Source organism: Streptomyces sp. 1222.5, from assembly GCF_900105245.1.
Lineage (GTDB): Bacteria > Actinomycetota > Actinomycetes > Streptomycetales > Streptomycetaceae > Streptomyces > Streptomyces albidocamelliae.
In genome coordinates, this window is sequence record NZ_FNSZ01000001.1 from 6,200,321 (window position 1) to 6,221,705 (window position 21,385).

At 70.6% G+C, this 21,385-nt stretch carries 19 protein-coding genes and 1 riboswitch; of the genes, 16 read left to right on the forward strand and 3 right to left on the reverse strand.

Going from position 1 to position 21,385, the window contains the following annotated elements; all coding sequences use genetic code 11:
- The first annotated feature begins 64 nt into the window (after positions 1 to 64).
- From coxB to BLW57_RS28015, 4 genes are all read left to right on the forward strand, one after another.
- Positions 65 to 1,033 (forward strand): aa3-type cytochrome oxidase subunit II, encoded by a 969-nt coding sequence (gene coxB / locus BLW57_RS28000; RefSeq protein WP_093478283.1) that lies wholly within the window; start codon positions 65 to 67, stop codon positions 1,031 to 1,033.
- The gene (gene ctaD / locus BLW57_RS28005; protein WP_093478285.1) at positions 1,030 to 2,763 is read left to right on the forward strand and encodes an aa3-type cytochrome oxidase subunit I; all 1,734 of its coding nucleotides are present in this window, start codon (positions 1,030 to 1,032) and stop codon (positions 2,761 to 2,763) included. Before coxB ends, ctaD begins: the two co-directional genes overlap by 4 nt.
- A complete protein-coding gene (locus BLW57_RS28010) occupies positions 2,760 to 3,158 on the forward strand; it encodes a cytochrome c oxidase subunit 4 (RefSeq protein WP_093478286.1) in 399 nt (132 codons plus the stop codon). Before ctaD ends, BLW57_RS28010 begins: the two co-directional genes overlap by 4 nt.
- A 172-nt stretch (positions 3,159 to 3,330) precedes the next feature.
- Positions 3,331 to 4,593 carry a L,D-transpeptidase gene (locus BLW57_RS28015; RefSeq protein WP_093478287.1) on the forward strand — a complete coding sequence of 421 codons (1,263 nt, stop codon included), beginning with the start codon at positions 3,331 to 3,333 and terminating at the stop codon, positions 4,591 to 4,593.
- A gap of 77 nt (positions 4,594 to 4,670) precedes the next feature.
- On the opposite strand, the gene BLW57_RS28020 is transcribed toward BLW57_RS28015, so the two are convergent.
- The gene (locus BLW57_RS28020; RefSeq protein WP_093478289.1) at positions 4,671 to 5,072 is read right to left on the reverse strand and encodes a response regulator; all 402 of its coding nucleotides are present in this window, start codon (positions 5,070 to 5,072) and stop codon (positions 4,671 to 4,673) included.
- Positions 5,073 to 5,226: 154 nt separating this feature from the next.
- On the opposite strand from BLW57_RS28020, the gene BLW57_RS28025 reads away from it, so the two are divergent.
- The 7 genes from BLW57_RS28025 to BLW57_RS42905 all read left to right on the forward strand — a co-directional run bounded on the left by BLW57_RS28025 (position 5,227) and on the right by BLW57_RS42905 (position 14,860).
- Entirely contained in the window at positions 5,227 to 5,847 is a 621-nt protein-coding gene (locus BLW57_RS28025; RefSeq protein WP_014672235.1) for an aa3-type cytochrome oxidase subunit III, read from the forward strand.
- Positions 5,848 to 5,906: 59 nt separating this feature from the next.
- The gene (locus BLW57_RS28030; RefSeq protein ID WP_093478290.1) at positions 5,907 to 6,719 is read left to right on the forward strand and encodes a cytochrome bc1 complex diheme cytochrome c subunit; all 813 of its coding nucleotides are present in this window, start codon (positions 5,907 to 5,909) and stop codon (positions 6,717 to 6,719) included.
- Positions 6,716 to 7,774, forward strand: coding sequence for a cytochrome bc1 complex Rieske iron-sulfur subunit (locus BLW57_RS28035; RefSeq protein ID WP_093478292.1), 1,059 nt, complete (start codon positions 6,716 to 6,718; stop codon positions 7,772 to 7,774). Before BLW57_RS28030 ends, BLW57_RS28035 begins: the two co-directional genes overlap by 4 nt.
- Positions 7,771 to 9,408, forward strand: a complete 1,638-nt coding sequence (locus BLW57_RS28040; RefSeq protein ID WP_093478293.1) for a cytochrome bc1 complex cytochrome b subunit — start codon at positions 7,771 to 7,773, stop codon at positions 9,406 to 9,408. The genes BLW57_RS28035 and BLW57_RS28040 overlap by 4 nt, the downstream gene beginning before the upstream one ends.
- Before the next feature lie 121 nt (positions 9,409 to 9,529).
- Positions 9,530 to 10,594 (forward strand): anthranilate phosphoribosyltransferase, encoded by a 1,065-nt coding sequence (gene trpD, locus BLW57_RS28045; protein WP_093478295.1) that lies wholly within the window; start codon positions 9,530 to 9,532, stop codon positions 10,592 to 10,594.
- A gap of 85 nt (positions 10,595 to 10,679) precedes the next feature.
- Positions 10,680 to 10,796, forward strand: a riboswitch (SAM riboswitch).
- Positions 10,797 to 10,955: 159 nt separating this feature from the next.
- Entirely contained in the window at positions 10,956 to 12,317 is a 1,362-nt protein-coding gene (locus tag BLW57_RS28050; RefSeq protein WP_093478296.1) for an aminotransferase class V-fold PLP-dependent enzyme, read from the forward strand.
- A gap of 59 nt (positions 12,318 to 12,376) precedes the next feature.
- A complete protein-coding gene (locus tag BLW57_RS42905) occupies positions 12,377 to 14,860 on the forward strand; it encodes a protein kinase domain-containing protein (RefSeq protein WP_093478298.1) in 2,484 nt (827 codons plus the stop codon).
- Here BLW57_RS42905 and BLW57_RS28060 read toward each other — a convergent pair.
- Both BLW57_RS28060 and BLW57_RS28065 read right to left on the reverse strand, forming a co-directional pair.
- Positions 14,857 to 15,138, reverse strand: a complete 282-nt coding sequence (locus BLW57_RS28060; RefSeq protein ID WP_073893028.1) for an Lrp/AsnC family transcriptional regulator — start codon at positions 15,136 to 15,138, stop codon at positions 14,857 to 14,859. The genes BLW57_RS42905 and BLW57_RS28060 overlap by 4 nt on opposite strands.
- Positions 15,135 to 15,878: a rhomboid family intramembrane serine protease gene (locus BLW57_RS28065; RefSeq protein ID WP_093478299.1), complete on the reverse strand. Its 744-nt coding sequence runs from the start codon at positions 15,876 to 15,878 to the stop codon at positions 15,135 to 15,137. The genes BLW57_RS28060 and BLW57_RS28065 overlap by 4 nt, the downstream gene beginning before the upstream one ends.
- Before the next feature lie 155 nt (positions 15,879 to 16,033).
- Between BLW57_RS28065 and BLW57_RS28070 the strand changes: the two genes are divergently transcribed.
- The 5 genes from BLW57_RS28070 (at position 16,034) to BLW57_RS28090 (ending at position 21,383) form a co-directional block, all read left to right on the forward strand.
- Positions 16,034 to 16,273: a hypothetical protein gene (locus BLW57_RS28070; protein ID WP_014672226.1), complete on the forward strand. Its 240-nt coding sequence runs from the start codon at positions 16,034 to 16,036 to the stop codon at positions 16,271 to 16,273.
- Positions 16,274 to 16,318: 45 nt separating this feature from the next.
- Positions 16,319 to 17,662, forward strand: a complete 1,344-nt coding sequence (locus tag BLW57_RS28075) for an NYN domain-containing protein (RefSeq protein WP_093478301.1) — start codon at positions 16,319 to 16,321, stop codon at positions 17,660 to 17,662.
- A gap of 212 nt (positions 17,663 to 17,874) precedes the next feature.
- Complete coding sequence (locus BLW57_RS28080) at positions 17,875 to 18,909, forward strand: C40 family peptidase (protein ID WP_093478302.1); 1,035 nt, start codon at positions 17,875 to 17,877, stop codon at positions 18,907 to 18,909.
- 249 nt (positions 18,910 to 19,158) lie between these two features.
- A complete protein-coding gene (locus BLW57_RS28085) occupies positions 19,159 to 20,169 on the forward strand; it encodes a C40 family peptidase (RefSeq protein ID WP_176985756.1) in 1,011 nt (336 codons plus the stop codon).
- 26 nt (positions 20,170 to 20,195) lie between these two features.
- Complete coding sequence (locus tag BLW57_RS28090; RefSeq protein WP_093478305.1) at positions 20,196 to 21,383, forward strand: hypothetical protein; 1,188 nt, start codon at positions 20,196 to 20,198, stop codon at positions 21,381 to 21,383.
- Positions 21,384 to 21,385: the final 2 nt, after the last annotated feature.

The window sequence follows — 21,385 nt, forward strand, 5'->3', positions numbered from 1 at the left end:
GGCGACCGACCAGCGAGAAGGCCGCAGCCGTACAGCGCGGGCGAGACTCTCGGGAAGGCGCTACGTGAGTCCCAACGGCTCCGACCGCTCGCCGCGGCGCCCGATGCGGCGGAAGCTGCTGCAGGCACTGACCGCGGGCCTGGTCTTGGCGACAGCCACCGGTTGCTCGTACAACTGGGAAGACTTCCCCCGCCTTGGTATGCCCACCCCGACCACGGAAGAGGCTCCGCGGATCCTCTCCCTCTGGCAGGGTTCCTGGGCGGCTGCGCTCGCCGTCGGCGTGCTGGTGTGGGGCCTGATCCTGTGGAGTGCTTTCTTCCACCGGCGCAGCCGCACCAAGGTCGAGGTACCTCCGCAGACCCGGTACAACATGCCGATCGAGGCCCTGTACACGGTGGTCCCGATCATCATCATCTCGGTGCTCTTCTACTTCACGGCCCGGGACGAGACGAAGCTGCTCAGCCTCACCGACAAGAAGCCCGACGTCACGGTCAACGTGGTCGGCTTCCAGTGGAGCTGGGGCTTCAACTACATCGCGGACGTTCCCGGAAGCACGGGCAACGCGAAGACCGACAAGAACCTGGCCGCCATTCCGGACCGGTTCAAGGACGCCTTCCCGGCCAACGCCGGCGGTGTCTACGACGTCGGTACGCCCGGCACGCGGAACCCGCAGACGGGCAACCCCGGTCCGACACTGTGGCTCCCCAAGGGCAAGACGGTCCGCTTCGTCCTGACCTCGCGTGACGTCATCCACTCCTTCTGGGTGGTGCCGTTCCTCATGAAGCAGGACGTCATCCCGGGCCACACCAACGCCTTCCAGGTGACCCCCAACAAGGAGGGCACCTTCCTCGGCAAGTGCGCCGAACTCTGCGGCGTCGACCACTCCCGGATGCTGTTCAACGTGAAGGTCGTCTCCCCCGAGCGCTACGAGCAGCACCTCAAGGACCTCGCCAAGAAGGGGCAGACCGGTTACATTCCCGCCGGCATCGCGCAGACGCCGCACGAGAAGAACCGGGAGACGAACAACCTGTGAGCATCCTCAACGAACCCCAGGGTGCCGCGGCAGCTGAGGACTCGTACGAGAACGAGCTGCCGGTCAGGCGCAAGCAGCCCGGAAATCTCGTGGTGAAGTGGCTGACGACCACCGACCACAAGACGATCGGCACGCTCTATCTGGTCACCTCGTTCGCGTTCTTCCTGATCGGTGGCGTCATGGCGCTGCTGATGCGCGCCGAGCTGGCCCGGCCGGGTCTGCAGATCATGTCGAACGAGCAGTTCAACCAGGCGTTCACGATGCACGGCACGATCATGCTGCTGATGTTCGCGACGCCGCTGTTCGCCGGCTTCACGAACTGGATCATGCCGCTGCAGATCGGCGCGCCCGACGTGGCGTTCCCCCGGCTGAACATGTTCGCCTACTGGCTCTACCTGTTCGGCTCCTCCATCGCGGTCGGTGGTTTCCTCACCCCGCAGGGCGCGGCCGACTTCGGCTGGTTCGCCTACTCCCCGCTGTCGGACGCGGTGCGCAGCCCGGGTCTGGGTGCCGACCTGTGGATCATGGGTCTGGCCTTCTCCGGCTTCGGCACCATCCTCGGCGCCGTCAACTTCATCACCACGATCATCTGCATGCGCGCGCCCGGCATGACCATGTTCCGCATGCCGATCTTCGTGTGGAACGTGCTGCTGACGGCCGTCCTGGTCCTGCTGGCCTTCCCGGTCCTCGCGGCCGCGCTGTTCGCCCTGGAGGCGGACCGCAAGTTCGGCGCCCACGTCTTCGACGCCGCCAACGGCGGCGCCCTGCTGTGGCAACACCTCTTCTGGTTCTTCGGCCATCCAGAGGTGTACATCATCGCGCTGCCGTTCTTCGGCATCATCTCCGAGGTCATCCCGGTCTTCTCGCGCAAGCCGATGTTCGGCTACATGGGTCTGATCGCGGCGACCATCGCGATCGCCGGTCTGTCCGTGACGGTGTGGGCCCACCACATGTACGTCACCGGCGGAGTGCTGCTGCCGTTCTTCTCCTTCATGACGTTCCTCATCGCCGTACCGACCGGCGTGAAGTTCTTCAACTGGATCGGCACGATGTGGAAGGGCTCGCTGTCCTTCGAGACACCGATGCTCTGGGCGGTCGGCTTCCTGATCACCTTCACCTTCGGCGGTCTGACCGGTGTCATCCTGGCCTCGCCGCCGATGGACTTCCACGTCTCCGACTCCTACTTCGTGGTGGCGCACTTCCACTACGTGGTGTTCGGCACCGTCGTCTTCGCGATGTTCTCCGGCTTCCACTTCTGGTGGCCGAAGATGACCGGCAAGATGCTGGACGAGCGCCTCGGCAAGATCACGTTCTGGACGCTGTTCGTCGGCTTCCACGGCACGTTCCTGGTGCAGCACTGGCTGGGTGCCGAGGGCATGCCGCGCCGGTACGCCGACTACCTGGCGGCCGACGGCTTCACCGCCCTGAACACGATCTCGACGATCAGCTCGTTCCTGCTCGGCCTGTCGATCCTGCCGTTCCTCTACAACGTGTGGAAGACGGCCAAGTACGGCAAGCCGGTCGGCGTCGACGACCCGTGGGGCTACGGCCGTTCGCTCGAGTGGGCGACCTCCTGCCCGCCGCCGCGGCACAACTTCCTCACCCTGCCGCGGATCCGCAGCGAATCCCCGGCCTTCGACCTGCACCACCCCGAGATCGCCGCGCTGGAGCAGCTTGAGCACGCCGGTCACGGCGCCGCCATCGCGGGCAGCAAGGAGGCCGGCAAGTGAAGATCCAGGGCCGGATGTTCATCTGGCTGAGCTTCTTCATCCTGATCATGGCCGTCGTGTACGGCGTGTGGTCGAAGGAGCCGGCCGGTACCACCGCACTCTTCCTGGCCTTCGGCCTGTCCGTCATGATCGGCTTCTACCTGGGCTTCACCGCCCGTCGGGTGGACGCCGGCGCGCAGGACGACAAGGAAGCGGACGTCGCCGACGACGCGGGCGAGCTGGGCTTCTTCAGCCCGCACAGCTGGCAGCCGCTCATGCTGGGCACGGGTGGCGCGATCGCCTTCCTCAGCGTCGCGGTCGGCTGGTGGCTGATCTACTTCGCGGCACCGATCATCATGATCGGCCTGTTCGGCTGGGTGTTCGAGTACTACCACGGTGAGAACCGCACCCAGTAGCACGGGAGCGCATGTGCCGGGAGCCCGGACCCTCCATCAGGGGGGTCCGGGCTCCCGCCGTTCGCGGCCGGACGGCCACCGCAACCGGGGGAACCGTCCTTTGCCGTAGCGTCCGTCCCTCGTACGAGTTACCCGCCGTGCCGGTACGGTCAGCACCTCATAGCGTGATCATATGAACCGACTTCCGCGGACCCGCACTGTCGTCAGCTGCACCCTGCTGGTGGCCGCCCTAGGTGCGGGCGTCACCGCTTGCGGTCCGGACGGCAACCCCCTGTCGGCCAAGCCGTACGACGCAGCGGACCAGATCTCCTTCAACGGCCCCACCGAGGCGGGGAAGCGGGCCGATCCGGACAAGCCCCTGGAGATCACGGCCGAGAGCGGTGACGGCCGCATCACGGACGTCACCGCCCAGGACTCCACGGGGCGCTTCGTGGCGGGCGAACTCGCGGCCGACGGCAGCCGCTGGCACAGTACGTCCCCGCTGGCCGCCAACGCCCACTACACGGTCGCGGTGAGCACCGAGGACGACGACGGCGCACCCGGCCGCAAGGTCCTGGAGTTCGACACCAGCAAGCCCACCAGCAAGAAGACCCTGGCCGTCACCTTCGGCCCGGACGCCGGCCAGTACGGCGTCGGGCAGCCCATCACCGCCATGCTCGGCCAGGAGATCAAGGACAAGGCCCAGCGGGCCGTCGTGGAGCGGGCCCTCAGGGTGGACTCCGTGCCGGCCGTGCAGGGTTCCTGGTACTGGGTCAGCGACAAGGAACTCCACTACCGGCCCAAGGAGTACTGGCCCGAGCACGCCACCATCCAGGTGCACAGCAACCTGGACGGCGTACGGATCAGCGACCGGCTGTGGGGCGGCAGGTCGAAGGCGCTGAAGATCACCACCGGTGACAAGGTCGAGGTGGTCACGGACGCCGCGGCGCACCAGCTCACCTACTACAAGAACGGCAAGCAGGTCGAGCAGATCCCCGTCACCACCGGCAAGCCCGGCTTCGAGACCCGCAACGGCGTCAAGGTCGTGCTGGAGAAGCAGTACTTCGTACGGATGCGCGGCACCACCGTGGGCATCGCCGAGGGCAGCTCCGACTCCTACGACCTGCCGGTCTACTACGCCACCCGGGTCACCTGGTCCGGCGAGTACGTCCACGCCGCCCCCTGGTCGGTGGGCTCGCAGGGGTACGCCAACGTGAGCCACGGCTGCACCGGTATGAGCACGTCCAACGCCGAGTGGTTCTTCGACAACGTCCGCGAGGGCGACATCGTCAAGGTCGTGAACTCGGGCGGCCACGAGATGGAGCCGTTCGGCAACGGCTTCGGCGACTGGAACGTCGACTGGAAGAAGTGGCGCACGGGCAGCGCCCTGACCGCGGGCACCTCGGACGGCCCGGCGCCGGGCGACGCGGTGAGACTGCGGCCGACGGCCGTGTGAACGCCCTGGAGGGGCGCGGGGAGCGGCGCGGCGAGCCGGGACGGACCGGCGGCCGCGCGACCTCGCGCCCCGCCTCCCTAAGCGCTCTGGAGGCGCTTCTGGCGCAGCAGGGAGGCCAGCGAGGCGGCGAACTCCACCGGGTCCACCGGAAGGGTGACGGCGGCGTCCGCGCGGCTCCAGGTGGCCAGCCAGGCGTCCTGGGGGCGGCCCATCAGCAGCAGCACGGGCGGGCAGTTGAAGACCTCGTCCTTGATCTGCCGGCACATCCCCATGCCCCCCATCGGCACGGCCTCGCCGTCGAGCACGCAGACGTCGATGCCGCCCTTGTCCAGCTCGCTCAGCACCGCGGCGGGCGTCGCGCACTCCACGAACTCCACCTGGGGCACGTCCGGAGCGGGCCGCCGTCCGGCGGCGAGCCGTACTTGCTCGCGGGTGTTGGAGTCGTCGCTGTAGACCAGCACCGTGGCGGTCGGCTGCATTGTTCCTCCGGGACGTCGACGTCGTACGGACGGGACGGACAGGGCCGTTTGGGCGGATGTTACTCCCATGAACACCACGTCAGCACCGGTTCGGCGGGCAGCAACACTCCGAACGGCACCCCCCGGAGTGAGGGCGGGATAAGCGACCGACATAATGTCGGTCGTGGCGACAGCAACGACAGTAGAAACCGGGCACGCGCACCCGTCGGTCAACCGGCCGAACCTCACCAGCGTCGGAACCATCATCTGGCTGAGTTCCGAGCTGATGTTCTTCGCGGCCCTCTTCGCGATGTACTTCACCCTCCGGTCGGTGACCGGACCGGCCCACTGGAAGGAGATGGCGGAGGCACTGAATGTGCCCTTCTCCGCCACGAACACCACGATCCTGGTGCTCTCCTCCCTCACGTGCCAGCTCGGCGTGTTCGCCGCCGAGCGCGGCGATGTGAAGAAGCTCCGTGGCTGGTTCATCCTCACCTTCATCATGGGTGCGATCTTCATCGGCGGTCAGATCTACGAGTACACGGAGCTGGTGAAGAAGGACGGCATCTCGCTGTCCTCCGACCCGTACGGCTCGGTGTTCTACCTGACCACCGGCTTCCACGGCCTGCACGTGACGGGCGGTCTCATCGCCTTCCTGCTGGTCCTCGGCCGTACGTACATGGCCAAGAGGTTCACTCACGAGCAGGCGACCGCCGCCATCGTCGTGTCCTACTACTGGCACTTCGTCGATGTCGTCTGGATCGGCCTTTTCGCCACGATCTACCTGATCAAGTAGCGGGACCTCCCGCACATCCAGAAGCACCGACGCAGAAGATCCTGACACCGGGGTAATCCGTGAAAAAGCTCTCCGCACGACGACGCCATCCGCTGGCGGCGGTCGTCGTCCTACTCCTCGCGCTGGCGGCCACTGGGGGGCTGTACGCCGCGTTCGCGCCCGCGGGCAAGGCGCAGGCCGATGACACCTCCCAGTCCCTGACCATCAAGGAGGGCAAGAAGCTCTACGCTGTCGGCTGCGCCAGCTGCCACGGCACCGGTGGCCAGGGCTCCTCCGACGGCCCGAGCCTGGTCGGCGTCGGCGCCGCCGCGGTCGACTTCCAGGTGGGCACCGGCCGTATGCCGGCCTCGTCCTCCCAGATGGCGCAGATCCCGAGCAAGAAGGTCGTCTACACGCAGACGCAGATCGACCAGCTCGCCGCGTACATCGCGTCGCTGGGCGCCGGTCCGAACGTGCCCACCCGTGAGCAGTACGGTCCGGAAGGCGCGGACATCGCCAAGGGTGGTGAGCTGTTCCGCACCAACTGCGCGCAGTGCCACAACTTCACCGGCAAGGGCGGTGCCCTCACCAAGGGCAAGTACGCCCCGACCCTCGAGGGCGTCGACCCGAGGCACATGTACGAGGCCATGCAGACCGGCCCGCAGAACATGCCGTCCTTCCCCGACACCACGCTGACGGAGAAGAACAAGAAGGACATCATCGCGTACCTGCACGCGGTCGACAGCAGCGAGACGACGAACCCCGGCGGTCTGGAGCTGGGCGGCCTCGGGCCGGTCAGTGAGGGTCTGTTCGCCTGGATCTTCGGACTCGGCGCGCTGATCGCGGTCGCCGTCTGGGTCGCCGCTCGGACCGCAAAGGCCAAGAAGTCATGAGTAGCCAAGACATTCCAGAAGAGAACCTGCCCGCAGCGCAGGACCACGCGCACGGCGCGGTGGGGGTCGCCGACGAGGTGAACCCGTTCGCGGACCCGGGTCTGCCCCCGCACGAGCACCGGATCCAGGACGTCGACGAGCGGGCCGCCAAGCGGTCCGAGCGCGCGGTCGCCCTGATGTTCACGGTGTCGATGCTGGCCACCATCGGCTTCATCGTCGCGTACCTGGTGATCCCGAACGACAAGTCGATCTTCGTCTTCCCGATCGGGCACATCAGCGCGATGAACTTCGCGCTGGGCCTCACCCTCGGCGTGGCGCTGTTCTGCATCGGCGCGGGCGCGGTCCACTGGGCCCGCACCCTGATGTCCGACGTGGAGGTCGCCGACGACCGTCACCCGATCGCGGCCTCCCCCGAGGTCCGGGCGAAGGTCCACGCGGACTTCGCCGAGGGTGCCAAGGAGTCGGCGATCGGCCGCCGCAAGCTGGTCCGCAACACCATGTTCGGCGCGCTGGCCCTGGTGCCGCTCTCCGGCGTCATGCTGCTCGGCGGTCTCGGCCCCGCGCCCGGGACCAAGCTCCGCCACACCATGTGGGCCAAGGGCAAGCGCCTGGTCAACATGAACACCAACCTGCCGCTGCGTCCCGAGGACGTCGCCGTCGGCTCGCTCACCTTCGCCAAGCCCGACGGGCTGGAGGAGGCCAGCGAGGACTTCCAGAACGAGATCGCCAAGGCGGCGCTGATGATCGTCCGGCTCCAGCCGGGCAACATCAAGGACAAGCGCGAGCTCGACTGGTCGCACGAAGGCGTGGTCGCCTTCTCCAAGATCTGCACCCACGTCGGCTGCCCGATCTCCCTGTACGAGCAGCAGACGCACCACGTGCTGTGCCCGTGCCACCAGTCCACCTTCGACCTCTCCGACGGTGCCCGAGTGATCTTCGGCCCCGCCGGCCACGCCCTGCCGCAGCTGCGCATCGGCGTGGACAGTGAGGGTTACCTCCAGGCGCTCGGCGACTTCGAGGAGCCCGTCGGTCCTGCATTCTGGGAGCGCGGATGAGTACTGCACCGAACGAAGCACCCCGCTCGCGCGGGAAGGCGCCGGCCGGCGAGCGTGTCGCCGACTGGGCCGACGGCCGGCTCGGGATCTACTCCCTGGCCAAGGCCAACATGCGCAAGATCTTCCCCGACCACTGGTCGTTCATGTTGGGTGAGGTCTGCCTCTACAGCTTCATCATCATCATCCTGACGGGTGTGTACCTGACGCTGTTCTTCCACCCGTCGATGAACGAGGTGGAGTACCACGGCAGCTACATCCCGCTCCAGGGACAGCTGATGTCCGAGGCGTTCAACTCGACCCTGCACATCTCCTTCGACGTGCGCGGTGGCCTGCTCGTCCGGCAGATCCACCACTGGGCCGCGCTGATCTTCCTCGCCGGCATGTTCGTGCACATGATGCGCGTGTTCTTCACCGGCGCGTTCCGCAAGCCGCGTGAGATCAACTGGCTGTTCGGCTTCCTGCTGTTCGTCCTCGGCATGTTCACCGGCTTCACCGGTTACTCGCTCCCGGACGACCTGCTCTCCGGCACCGGTGTCCGTTTCACCGAGGGCGCCATCCTGTCGATGCCGATCGTCGGCACGTACATCTCGATGTTCCTGTTCGGCGGCGAGTTCCCCGGTCACGACTTCGTGGCCCGGTTCTACTCGATCCACATCCTGCTGCTGCCGGGCATCATGCTCGGTCTGGTCGTCGGCCACCTGATCCTGGTCTTCTACCACAAGCACACGCAGTTCGCGGGTCCCGGAAAGACCAACAAGAACGTCGTCGGCATGCCACTGCTGCCGGTCTACATGGCCAAGGCCGGAGGCTTCTTCTTCCTGGTCTTCGGTGTCATCGCGGCCATCGCCGCGGTCACCCAGATCAACCCGATCTGGGCCATGGGCCCCTACCGTCCGGACCAGGTGTCCACCGGCGCCCAGCCCGACTGGTACATGGGCTTCGCCGAGGGTCTCGTCCGCTACATGCCGGGCTGGGAGATCAACTTCTGGGGTCACACGCTCGTCCTGGGCGTGTTCATCCCGCTGGTGCTCTTCGGAGTCGTCCTGGCGGCGATCGCGGTCTACCCGTTCATCGAGTCCTGGGTCACCGGCGACAAGAGCGAGCACCACATCCTGGACCGCCCGCGCAACGCGCCGACCCGCACCGCTTTCGGTGTCGCCTGGGTCACCGTGTACATGGTCGGTCTGGTCGGTGGTGGCAACGACCTCTTCGCCACCCACTTCCACCTGTCGATCAACGACGTCACCTGGTTCGTCCGGATCTCGTTCTTCGTCGGACCGGTCCTCGCGTTCATCGTCACCAAGCGGATCTGCCTGGGGCTGCAGCGCCGTGACCGCGAGAAGGTGCTGCACGGCCGCGAGACCGGCATCATCAAGCGGCTGCCGCACGGTGAGTTCATCGAGGTGCACGAGCCGCTCAGCCAGGAGCAGCTGCACACGCTCACCGCGCACAACCAGTACGCGCCGGCCGAGATCGGCCCGACGGTCGACGCGAACGGCGTCGAGCGCAAGGTGCCGGCCACGCAGAAGCTGCGGGCGAAGCTGTCCAACGCCTACTACGGCGAGGACAACCAGATCCCGAAGCCGACCGTAGACGAGTACAAGGAGATCACGAGCGGCCACGGCCACCACTGATCCCCGCGTCGCCACGCCACGGCGAAGGGCCCCGTCCGGGTTGCGGACGGGGCCCTTCGCCGTGCTCCGGGCTGGATAGGGTGGTGTACGACCTGGCAGGACTGTGTACGAGGAGCGGCTGATGAGCGCTGTGACCCCCGCTGGAGGCGACACCGCGGCGGGCCGTTCCTGGCCCGCCCTGCTGAACGGGCTGCTCGACGGCCGTGACCTCTCCGCCGACGAGACCGCGTGGGCGATGGACCTGATCATGCGCGGCGAGGCGACCGACGCGCAGATCGCCGGATTCATGGTCGCGCTGCGGGCCAAGGGCGAGACGGTCCAGGAGATCACCGGACTCGTCCGGACGATGTACGAGCACGCCAACGTGATCGAGGTGCCCGGGCCGGCCGTCGACATCGTCGGCACCGGCGGCGACGGCGCCAAGACGGTGAACATCTCCACCATGTCCTCGATCGTCGTCGCCGGCACCGGCGCGCAGGTCGTCAAGCACGGCAACCGTGCCGCCTCCTCCGCCTCCGGCTCCTCCGACGTCCTGGAGAAGCTCGGCATCAACCTGAACCTGACCCCGAAGCGGGTCGCCGAGGTCGCCCAGGAAGCCGGCATCACCATCTGCTTCGCGGTGAAGTTCCACCCCTCGCTGCGCCACGTGGCCGCGGCGCGCGGGCAGTTGGGCATCCGGACGACGTTCAACGTGCTCGGCCCGCTGACCAACCCGGCCAAGGTGCGCGCCCAGGCCGTCGGGGTCGCCGACCCGCGGATGGCGCCGATCGTCGCCGGTGTCCTCGCCGAGCGCGGCAATTCCGCCCTGGTCTTCCGCGGCGACGACGGCCTGGACGAACTGACCGTCACCGCCACCTCCAAGGTGTGGGTGGTCCGGGACGGCAAGGTCGCGGAGGAGACGTTCGACCCCCGTGACGTCGGCATCGAGCTGGTCCCCGTGGAGGCCCTGCGCGGCGCCGACGCCGTCTACAACGCGGCGGTGGCCCGTCGACTGCTGGACGGCGAGCAGGGCCCGGTGCGGGACGCGGTGCTGCTGAACTCGGCCGCCGCGCTCGCCGCCCTCCGTCCGACGGACGCGCCCCTCGCCGACCAGCTGCGCGCCGGCATGGCCGAGGCCAGGGAGTCGATCGACTCGGGCGCGGCCAAGCGGTCGCTGGAGCGGTGGGTCGCCGCCAGCAACGCCTGAGCCCGGCCGGCGCGAAGACGGGGCGCGGTCCGCATGGTGGACCGCGCCTTGCGCGCCGAGGACCGTGTGGCAGGATGTTGGACCAGGTCATGAGTGACAGTCATGAGGCCCCGGCCGACTGTCCGGCAACCCTCCGTCCGTGGCGGGGTGCCCCGGGTGAAGACCAGGTCGTGGACAGCAAGGTCCACGGCAAGCGCGGACCCCTCGCACGCCAGGGGTCCTGGTCGTCCGAGGAGCCTTCCGTGAGCAAGCGAATGCGATAGGGCCGCAGAGCCCCGCCTCCGCATCCCCTTTCACCCTTCACCGCGCTCGAGCCGTGTCCGCTCGCGCGGCGGTCCCCCTTGCCCACGGGAGTTCACCCATGTCCGTCTCCACCGCTGCCGCCGACCAGACCGTCTGTGCCCCGCTGCCCGTTCTGGGACGGGATGTCACCGTCCCTCTCGTGACGGGCGGCGAAGTCGCCTACGCCGCACTGGACTACGCGGCCAGCGCCCCCGCGCTCCAGCGCGTCTGGGACGACGTCGCCGCCTACGCGCCGTACTACGGCAGCGTCCACCGCGGCGCCGGCTACCTCTCCCAGCTCTCCACCGACCTGTTCGAGAACGCCCGCAGGACCGTCGCCGCCTTCCTCGGCTGCCGCCAGGACGACCAGGTGGTGTTCACCCGGTCGACCACCGACTCGCTGAACCTGCTGGCCCGCGCCCTGCCCGCCGACTGCCAGGTCTTCGTCTTCGAGACCGAGCACCACGCCTCCCTGCTGCCCTGGCAGGACGCCCGGGTCAGCTGCCTGGACGCTCCGCGCACCCCCCGCCAGGCCGTCGAGACCCTGGAGCGGGCCCTCGCCGACCGCGACCCGCACGGCCCGGCCCTGGTCTGCGTCACCGGTGCCTCCAACGTCACCGGTGAGCTGTGGCCGGTGCGCGAGCTGGCCGCCGTCGCCCACGCGCACGGCGCCCGCATCGTCCTCGACGCCGCGCAGCTCGCCCCGCACCACCCGGTGGACATCCGCGAACTGGACGTCGACTGGGTCGCCTTCTCCGGACACAAGCTGTACGCCCCCTTCGGCTCCGGTGTGCTGGCCGGCCGCGCCGACTGGCTGCGGGCGGCCGAGCCGTACCTCGCGGGCGGCGGCGCCAGCCGAAAGGTCACCCGGCGCACCGACGGGGGAGTGGACGTGGAGTGGCACGACAGCGCCGCCCGCCACGAGGCCGGCTCCCCGAACGTCATCGGCGCCTACTCCATCGCCTCGGCCTGCAAGGCGCTCACCGAGGCCGGCTGGGACACCCTCGTCGCCCGCGAGCAGCACCTCGTCCGCACGGTCCGCGAGGGCCTCGCCGAGGTGCCCGAGGTGCGGATCCTGTCCCTCTTCGGCGACGACGCCCCGCGCGTCGGTGTCATCTCCTTCGTGGTCGAGGGCTGGAACAGCTCCCACTTCGCCGCGGCCCTGTCCGCCGAGTACGGCATCGGCGTCCGCGACGGCCTCTTCTGCGCCCACCCGCTGGTCCGCACCCTGCTGGGCAGCGACCCGCAGACCCAGGGCGAGTGCGGCGCCCCCGAGGCGGCTCCGGGGGAGAAGTCCCTGAACGCCATCCGCGTGAGCTTCGGGGCGGGCACCCCGGACGAGCACGTGGCGCGGTTCGTGACCGCGGTGAAGGAGCTGGTCCGCGACGGCGCGAAGTGGCGGTACCGCACGGAGGACGGCCGCTGCGTCCCGGCGGTGTGAAGCTTCCCGGGGCCAAATAGACTCCCCCCGACAGCAGTTCGATCGGGGGAGAGTGCGAAGTGCAGTCGCGCGCAACCGGCCCGGCACGGATCGGCCCGTACGAAGTCCTGCGCCGACTCGGGTCCGGCGGCATGGGCGAGGTCTACCTCGCCGAGTCCCGCACCGGCCTCCGGCTCGCGGTGAAGGTCGTACGCCACGAGCACGCCGAGGACCGCACCTTCCGGGCGCGGTTCCGGCACGAGGTGCGTGCCGCGCGGACCGTCGGCGGCGAGGGCACCTTCACGGCCCGGGTCGTCGACGCCGACACGGAGGCCGAACGGCCTTGGATGGCGACGGAGTTCGTGCCGGGCCCGAATCTGCGGGACGCCGTCCTGGACCACGGGGCGCTGCCCGAGCCGGCGGTCCGCGTGCTCGCCGCGGCGCTCGCCGAGGCGCTGGCCGCCATCCACGCCAAGGGCCTGATCCACCGGGACCTGAAGCCGTCCAACATCCTGCTCGCCCCGGACGGGCCCCGGGTCATCGACTTCGGGATCGTGCGGGCCCTCGAGGCGACGGCGCTGACCCGGACCGGCGCGGTCGTCGGCTCGGTCGGCTACGTCTCGCCGGAGCAGATCCGCAACGGCGGGCAGGTCGGCCCGCCCAGCGACGTCTTCTCCCTCGGCGCGGTCCTCGCCCACGCGGCGGCCGGCCGCGAGCCCTTCGGGGAGGGTCAGGACTCGGTGATCCTGCTGCGCATCCTGACCCGCGACTTCGACCTGTCCGGCGTACCGGAGGGGGTACGGCCGCTGGTGGCGGCCTGTCTGCGCGAGGACCCGCTGGAGCGCCCGACGCCGTCGGAGGTGGTGGCGGCCGCCGGGTTCACCACGCATGCCCTGCGCGGCGCCGTCCGCCCCGGCTGGTACGGCCCGGCCGCCGGCCCCGGCCCGGCGCACGACGACCGCCCCAGCGGCGTCGAGTACCTGTCCCCGGCCGCCCCCGACGCCGCCGCCCCGGCGCCCTCCGAACCACCCGGGGCGACCGCCATGCCGGACCTGGCGCCCGGGTCCGTCGCGTCCGGTCCGGCATCCCGGGCCGCCGTGCCCGCTGCCACCGACCCGGCAACCTCCGAACGGCCCCGGCCGGCTGCCACGCCGGACCTGGCGCCCGGGTCCACCGAGCCCGGGCCCGTAACCCCGGCGCCTTCCGAACCGTCCCGGTCCGCCGCGACCCCGGACCCGGCCACCGGAGCTGCTGCATCCGGGCCCGCCTCCGCGACCCCGGCCGCCGGCGCGAGCCGAGCCGTGATCACGGCTCCCGAGGCGGCCACCGCCGTCCCTTCGGTGCCCGAGGCCACCACGGTCACTCCTGCCACCCCCGCCTCGTCCTCCTCTCCCACCACCCCCGTCGTCCGGCCCCGCGGCCCCGTCGCGCCCGGTCGGCGGCGGCTGCTGAAGGTGCTCGCCGGGGGGTCCGCGGCGGCGGGGGCCGGGGCGTGGCTGTGGCAGCGGGGGCCCGACGTCGTCAGCCACAGCGCCGGCCACAGCGACTCACTCACCTCGACCCCCGCGGCGGTCGAGCGCAGCGCGGTGCTGCGCTGGCAGTACGACGTCGGCGGCATCGGTGGCCTGGACGGGCCGTGCTGCGCGCTCTCCCCGGACGGCTCGGTCGTCTACGTCGGCACCTCGGACGGTGTGCTGCACGCGATATCCCGCGACGGCTCAAGGCGCTGGAAGGTCCGGCTCGGCGACGACGTCTCCAGCCCGGTGGCCACCCGTGAGGGGGTGTACTGCGTGGTCGGCTTCCCCGCCGAGGACGAGCGCCGGCTGACCGCGGTGAGCCCCTCGGGCCACCCGCGGTGGACCCGCACCCTCGGGGACCACGGCTACGCCGTGCCCGTCCTGCTCGGCGACGACGTGCTCGTCTCCTTCGGGGGCACGGACGCGGGCGGACTGCGCCGCTACGCCCCCGACGGTGGCACCCGGTGGAGCGCGAAGACCCCGGCCGGCCCCACCGGCACCCCCGTGGTCGCGGACGGTCTGGTGTGCACCGGCAGTTACGGGGACGTGCTGCTGGCGCTGGACGCGCGGGACGGCTCACGAGCGTGGCAGGTGCCCGCGGGCACCGACGTGACCGCCGCCGCGCTCTCGGGCACCACCCTGTTCGCCGACTCCGCCGCCGTACGCCAGGCCTTCCGGGTCAGGGACGGCCGGCGGCTGTGGCGCACCGAGGCCTACGGCAGCGGCACCATGACGGCCGGCAGCCGCTCCCTCGTCATCGGCACGGAAGCCGCGACCGTGTACGCGGTCCGGGCGGCCGACGGCTCCAGGGCCTGGTCGTACGACGTGCGGGGTGCCACCGGCGAACCCCGCGCGGTGGCCGGCGGCGACACCGTGTACGCGCGGTCCGCGGACCGGGTGTGGGCCCTGGACCTGAACGGCCGCAAGCGCTGGAGCGCGACCCTCGGCCACGGCGCCGGCGACGACCAGCACGTCCCGGTCGTCCGCGGCCGGCGCCTCTACGTCCCCTCGGGAACCGGCATCGCCGCGGTGGACGTGAGTGCCTAGTTGTCCAGGCCGATCGCGAACGCGGCCTCGAGGTCGTGCTGCGAGTAGGTGCGGAAGGCGACGTGGGTGTCGGTGCCCTCCACGCCGGGGATCTTGCTGATCTTTCCCGGGATGACGTCGGCGAGGTCCTCGTGCTGCCGAACCCGGACCATGGCGATCAGGTCGTAGGTGCCGGTGACCGAGAAGACCTCGCTGACACTCTCCAGCGCGGCGATCTGCTCCGCGATCTCGGGGATCCGGTCCACGCTGGTCTTGATGAGGACGATCGCGGTGATCACGGCTGGTTCTCTCCCTGGGACGCCGGGGCCGGTGCGGATCTCACTCTAGTCCCACGCCCGTAGCGCACCCAGGCGTAGCCGAAGCCGAGCCCGAAGCCCACCAGGTGGGCCAGGTAGGCCACGCCGGGGCCGTCGGAGGCGCGGCCCGCGGCGAACCACTGCAGGGCCGCCCAGAACGGCAGCACGACCCAGGCCGGAAAGCGCAGCGGCAGGAAGAACAGGAACGGAAGAAGACTGGTCACGCGGGCGCGGGGGAACAGGTAGAGGAACGCTCCGAGGACCGCTGAGATCGCCCCGGAGGCGCCCACCAGCGACTGTTCGGAGGTGGCGTTGGCGGCCGCGTAGCCGAGCAGGGCCAGGTATCCGCAGCCGACGTAGAACAGGGTGAACTCCATCCGGCCCATCCGCTCCTCGGTCATCGCCCCGAAGACGAAGAGGAAGAGCATGTTGCCGAGCAGATGCACCCAGCTGCCGTGCACGAACAGGGCGGTGACCGGGGTGAGCGCCTCGCGGACGGCACCGTCGAACAGGTCGGCCGGGACGACGCCCCAGTGGCGGAAGTACGCCCGCTGCGCCGGCAGCAGCGCGTCCCCGGAGCCGTACGAGGGGACGAGCCCGGAGGCGGGGCCGAGGGCGAAGATCAGGCCGCACAGGACGATGAGGCCGAACGTCACCGGGGCCGAGGTCCCACGAACCGATACGGGTGTCCTGCCGGGCGCCGGTCTCCAGGTGCTGATCATGGCTACAGAGCATGACGTAATGGGACGCAAGCCGACAGACCGCCTCGCCGCCGTGGACGGACGGGCGGCGAGGACCCGCCAGGCCGTAGGGTTACGAGCCACACGCGTCGGCCGGCGGCGCGGACCCCTGGACGAGAAGGAAGCGGACGACCACGATGACGGTTCCCCTGCCGACCGCCACGACGCGATGGCGCTGCACCCTGTGCGGCAACCTCACCCGGTTCGACGTGACGCGCTCCTCGAAGGTCGTCGAGTACGTCCACCTCGACCTGGCGGGCGAGCCGACGGTGGAGGAGCGTGAGGTGGTCAGTGAGACCATCGAGTCGGTCCGCTGTCGCTGGTGCAACGCGGTGGACCAGGTGGAACTCGTGGACAGGCCGGGCGCCGGCTCCTGAGCGGAGCGGCCCCGGGGAAGCGCTTGAGGCGATGGGGTGTGACGGATGGTGGAGACCGCAGGCGGGGGGCCGGGCGACGGCACCGCTGAGGTGCTTGACCGTCCGCTGCCCGACGGCGTGCGCCGACGCGTCGTGCAGATCGTCTCGGACGGTTTCGGCGGCCTCACCGTGGCGGAACTGCCCGCCCAGCTGAGGCAGTACGCCCGGTTCGCCCCCAATCGCCGGGCGAAGTTCGCCGGGAACGCGATGGCGACCGCGCTGGAGACCGACCCGCTGTTCCGGCAGCGGATCGGGGAGAAGTTCAGAGAGGCGCAGCCGGAACTCGCCGGCGCCCTCGACTCAGGCTCCCCGCCCCCGGCCGCGGACCCGCTGGATGTGGCGGCCGCGGCCTACGTACTGCGCCCGGCGGGCTGGGTGAAGCTGGTCACCGCGGCCGGCGAGGAGGCCCAGCGCGCGGACGCCGAGCGGGCGGACGAGGAGAGCCGGGCCGAGCTGGAGCGGCTGCGCGCCGAGCTGACGCAGGCCCGCGACCAGACCCGCGCCGAGACCGAACGGCTCCGCGTGGAGCTGGAGTCGGCGAAGAAGGAAGCCGAGTCGCTGCACCGGAAACTGCGTGCCGCGCTCAGTGACGTCAAGCGGGGCGAGGCCGCGCTGCGCAAGGCGCGGGGCGAGATCGACGGCGTACGCGCCGAGGCGCAGACGCAGGTGTCGGCGGCCGAGAGCGAGTCCCGGCGGCTCAGGGCCCGCCTCGGCGAGGCCGAGGCGACGCTGGAGGCCACCAGACGGGCCTCCCGCGAGGGCCGCAGCGTGGAGGACATGCGGGTACGGCTGCTGCTGGACACCCTGCTGGACGCCACCCAGGGGCTGCGGCGCGAACTCGCGCTGCCCCCGGTCTCCGTGCGCCCGGCCGAGACCGTGGACGCCGTCGAACCGGGACGCATGACCCCGAAGGACATCGCGGCCCGTGCCCTGTCCGAGAACGACCCCGCGATCCTCGACCAGTTGCTCGCGCTGCCGCAGGCCCATCTGGTCGTCGACGGCTACAACGTGACCAAGACCGGCTATCCCCAGATGCCGCTGGAGAAGCAGCGGCTGAGGCTGCTCGGCCAGCTCTCCGCGCTCGCCGCGCAGACCGGCGCGGAGGTCACCTGTGTCTTCGACGGTGCCGAACTGGCCGCGCCGGTGCTGCTCGCGCCGCCGCGCGGGGTGCGGGTGCTGTTCTCCAAGCCGGGCGTCACGGCCGACGAGCTGATCCGGCAGCTCGTGCGCGCGGAGCCGCCGGGCCGTCCGGTCATCGTCGCCTCCACCGACCGGGAGGTGGCCGACGGGGTCGCCAAGGCGGGTGCCCGACCGGTCGCGTCTGCGGTGCTTCTGAAGCGTCTGTCCTGAAGGTGCAACGGGCATATGCAATGCCCGAATTGGCCGTATCGTCACGCAACGTAGTGTCAATCAGGCATCACTGCACGTGAGTTGTGTGCAAAGAATGCATTGCGTCACAGGTTTTTTTGCCGTGAGGATTTGAACTGATCACAACTGGGTCACTAGGGTCTGGGCTCGAACCTCCGAACGGGTGATCACTCACAAGAAGGAGTTCGTCCTCAGTGGCGTCCCACCGTCGACCCAAGCAGCCGAGCCGCACGCGTGTCACCGTGCTGACCACCGCAGCCGCCGCTGCCGTCGCGCTGAGCGCGAACGCCGCCAACGCCGCCCCCAGCGAGAAGCTGAGCAAGGACGAGGTGAAGGCGAAGGTCGACAAGCTCTACGAGCAGGCCGAGCAGGCCACCGAGAAGTACAACGGGGCCAAGGAGAAGCAGCAGAAGCTGCAGAAGGAGATCTCCACCGTCCAGGACGACGTGGCCCGCGGCCAGCAGGAGCTCAACAAGCTCCGCGACGGCCTGGGTTCGCTGGCCACCGCCCAGTACCGCTCGGGCGGCATCGACCCCTCGGTGCAGCTGCTGCTGTCGTCCAACCCGGACGACTACCTCGACAAGGCCTCCACGCTCGACCAGTTGAGCAGCCAGCAGGTCGACGCCCTGAAGAAGATTCAGGACAAGCAGCGCGAACTCGCCCAGGAGCGGGCGGAAGCCGCGGAGAAGCTCAAGGACCTCTCCTCCACGCGTACCCAGCTGGAGGAGAAGAAGAAGGAAGTCCAGGGCAAGCTCGCCGAGGCGCAGAAGCTCCTCAACACCCTGACGGCCAAGGAGAAGGCGGAGCTCGCGGCCAAGCAGGAGCGCGCCAACCGCTCCTCCTCCGACCGCGTGGACCTCGGCGACGCCCCGCCGGCCTCCGGCCGCGCCTCGGCGGCCTTCTCCGCCGCCCAGAGCAAGATCGGCACGCCGTACGTCTACGGCGCCACCGGCCCCTCGTCCTTCGACTGCTCGGGCCTGACCTCCTGGGCCTACGGCCAGGCCGGCGTCTCCATACCGCGTACCTCCGAGGCGCAGGCGAACTACGGCACCCGGGTCTACAGCCAGAGCGACCTGAAGGTCGGCGACCTGGTGTTCTTCTACGGCGACCTGCACCACGTCGGCCTGTACGCCGGCAACGGCCAGGTGCTGCACGCCCCGCACACCGGTGCCGTCGTCCGCTACGAGGCCATCGGAAACATGCCGTTCCAGTTCGGCGTCCGGGTCTGACAGCCCCTTCGGGCGCCCGCGGAACGCGGACACGAAGGCGCCCGAACGGGCGAATCCCGGGAACCGGAACTGACTCCGCGCCCCGCCGGTGACCTGCGTCAGCGGCGGGGTGTCACGGTGAGTTGACTCCGAGGTCTTTGGTCCGGGCCCGTCGGCACGGCTACTGTCTGGCACGTTTCCCCGGCGCCCGAGGCATCCCCGTCCCCAGGCCCGGCGAAGCGGTCTCTGTCCGCCAGCAGAAGGACTGCCGTGGGGTCCCATCGCCGCCTTGCTCCGTCGTCCGGATTCGACCGGGGCGCGGCCGCCCTGTGCGTGCTGTCCGCCGCGGCCGCCACGTTCGGCGCCGTACCGGCGCACGCGGCGCCGCACGGCACCCGTGCCGAGGTGGACCGGCTCTACGAGGAGGCCGAGCGGGCCACCCAGGCCTTCGACAAGGCCGCGGAGCGGGCGGGCACCCTGCGCCGCGAGGTGCGCGACGCGCAGGACCACATCGCCCGGCAGCAGCAGCGCATCAACACCCTGCGGGAGCGGCTCGGTTCGGTGGCCGGCGCCCAGTACCGCTCCGGCGGCCTCGACCCGGCCGTCGCCCTCCTGTTCTCCGACGACCCCGCCGACTACCTGGACAAGGCCGCCACCCTCGACCGCATCGGCACCCGGCAGGCCGGCCAGCTCCGCGAACTGCGCTCCGCGCTGCGCGACCTGGCGCAGGAACGCGCGGAGGCGGCCGGCAGACTCGCCGACCTGGAGAAGAGCCGCAAGGCCGTCGTCGCCCACAAGCGGACCGTGGAGAAGAAGCTCGCCACGGCCCGTCGGCTGCTCAACTCCCTGCCCGCCGCCGAGCGCGCCGCCTACGACCGCGCCTCCCGGGGCGGCCGCGCCGACCTGCCGGACCCGGCCGGCGCCGCCGCCCCGGACAGCCGTACCGCCGCCGCCCTCGCCGCCGTCCGCTCCGCCCTGGGCCGCCCCTACGTGTGGGGCGCCAGCGGTCCCTCGGGCTTCGACTGCTCGGGCCTGATGCAGTGGTCGTACGCGCACGCCGGCATCCACCTGCCGCGCACCTCGCAGGAGCAGCGCTTCGCCGGCCGACAGGTCCCGCTCTCCCAGGCCCGCCCCGGCGACCTGGTCGTCTACCGCTCCGACGCCAGCCACGTGGCCATGTACGTCGGCAACGGCCAGGTCATCCACGCCCCCTACCCGGGCGCGCCGGTGCGCTACGACCCGGTCGGCATGATGCCCGTGTCCTCGGTCACCAGACCCTGACCCGGCTTCGGCCGTACGATCGGGAAATGGCTGGTCGAAGAGGGGTGTGGCGCGCCGGAGCCGTCGGCCTCGCCCTGCTCCTGCCCCTGACGGGATGCGGTGGGCGCCCGCCGGCCGACTCCGTCCGCGCCGAGGTGCAGCACGTGCTCGACCGGCGCGCCGCCGCTCTCGTCCGGCACGACGAGAGGGCTTACCGCGCGACCGGCTCCCGCACCGAGTACGCCCGGCTGCGCGCCCTGCCGCTGGCCTCCTGGTCCTACCGGGTCACCGGCGTGCACCGCAGCTCCTCCGGCGCCACCGCCGACGCCGAGCTGCGCTACCGTGTCGCCGGCTACGACAAGGCCCCCGTCGAGGCCCGCCGCACCGTCACCCTCGGCCGTACCGCCGCGGGCGGGTGGTACGTCACCGCCGACGCTCCCGCCAGGCCCGCCGGGCAGCAACTGTGGGACCAGGGCACGGTGACCGCCGTGCGGGGCGCGCACGGCCTGGTCCTCGGCACCGGCCGGCCCCTCGCCGAGCTGCGGGCGTTCTCCCGGATGGCCGACCGTGCCGTCCCGGCCGTCTCGCGGGAGTGGGACACCGGCTGGAGCCGGCGGGTCGTCGTCCTCGTGCCCCGGACCCTGGCGGGCATGGCGGCCCTGCTCGGCTCGCCCGCGTCCAACTACCGGGGCATCGCGGCCGTCACCACCGGCGAGGCGGCCGGTTCGGGCCGGGCCCCCGCGGACCGGGTGGTCGTCAACCCGGAGGCGTACTCCGGCCTCGGCGAGGTCGGCAAGCAGGTCGTGCTCACCCACGAGACCACCCATGTCGCCACCCGCGCGCACACCACCGCCGCCACCCCGCTGTGGCTCTCCGAGGGGTACGCCGACTGGATCGGCTACCTCGGCACCGGCCGCACCCCCACGGAGGTCGCACCGGAACTCGCCCGCGCCGTCGAGGACGGCCGGGCCCCCCGCGCGCTGCCCGCCGACAAGGACTTCGGATTCACCAGCGAGCCCACCGAGCTGGCGCGGGCTTACGAGGGCGGCTGGCTGGCCTGCCGGATGATCGCCGACCAGTGGGGCCCGGACCGGCTCGCCGCCTTCTACCGGGCCGTCGGCGCGCACGACAAGCGGGCGGGAGCGGTCGAGCAGGCGCTGGAGAAGGTCCTCGGCATCACGCCGGCGGAGTTCAGCGCCCGCTGGCGGGAGTACGTGGGGGCGCAGCTCGGCTGAGG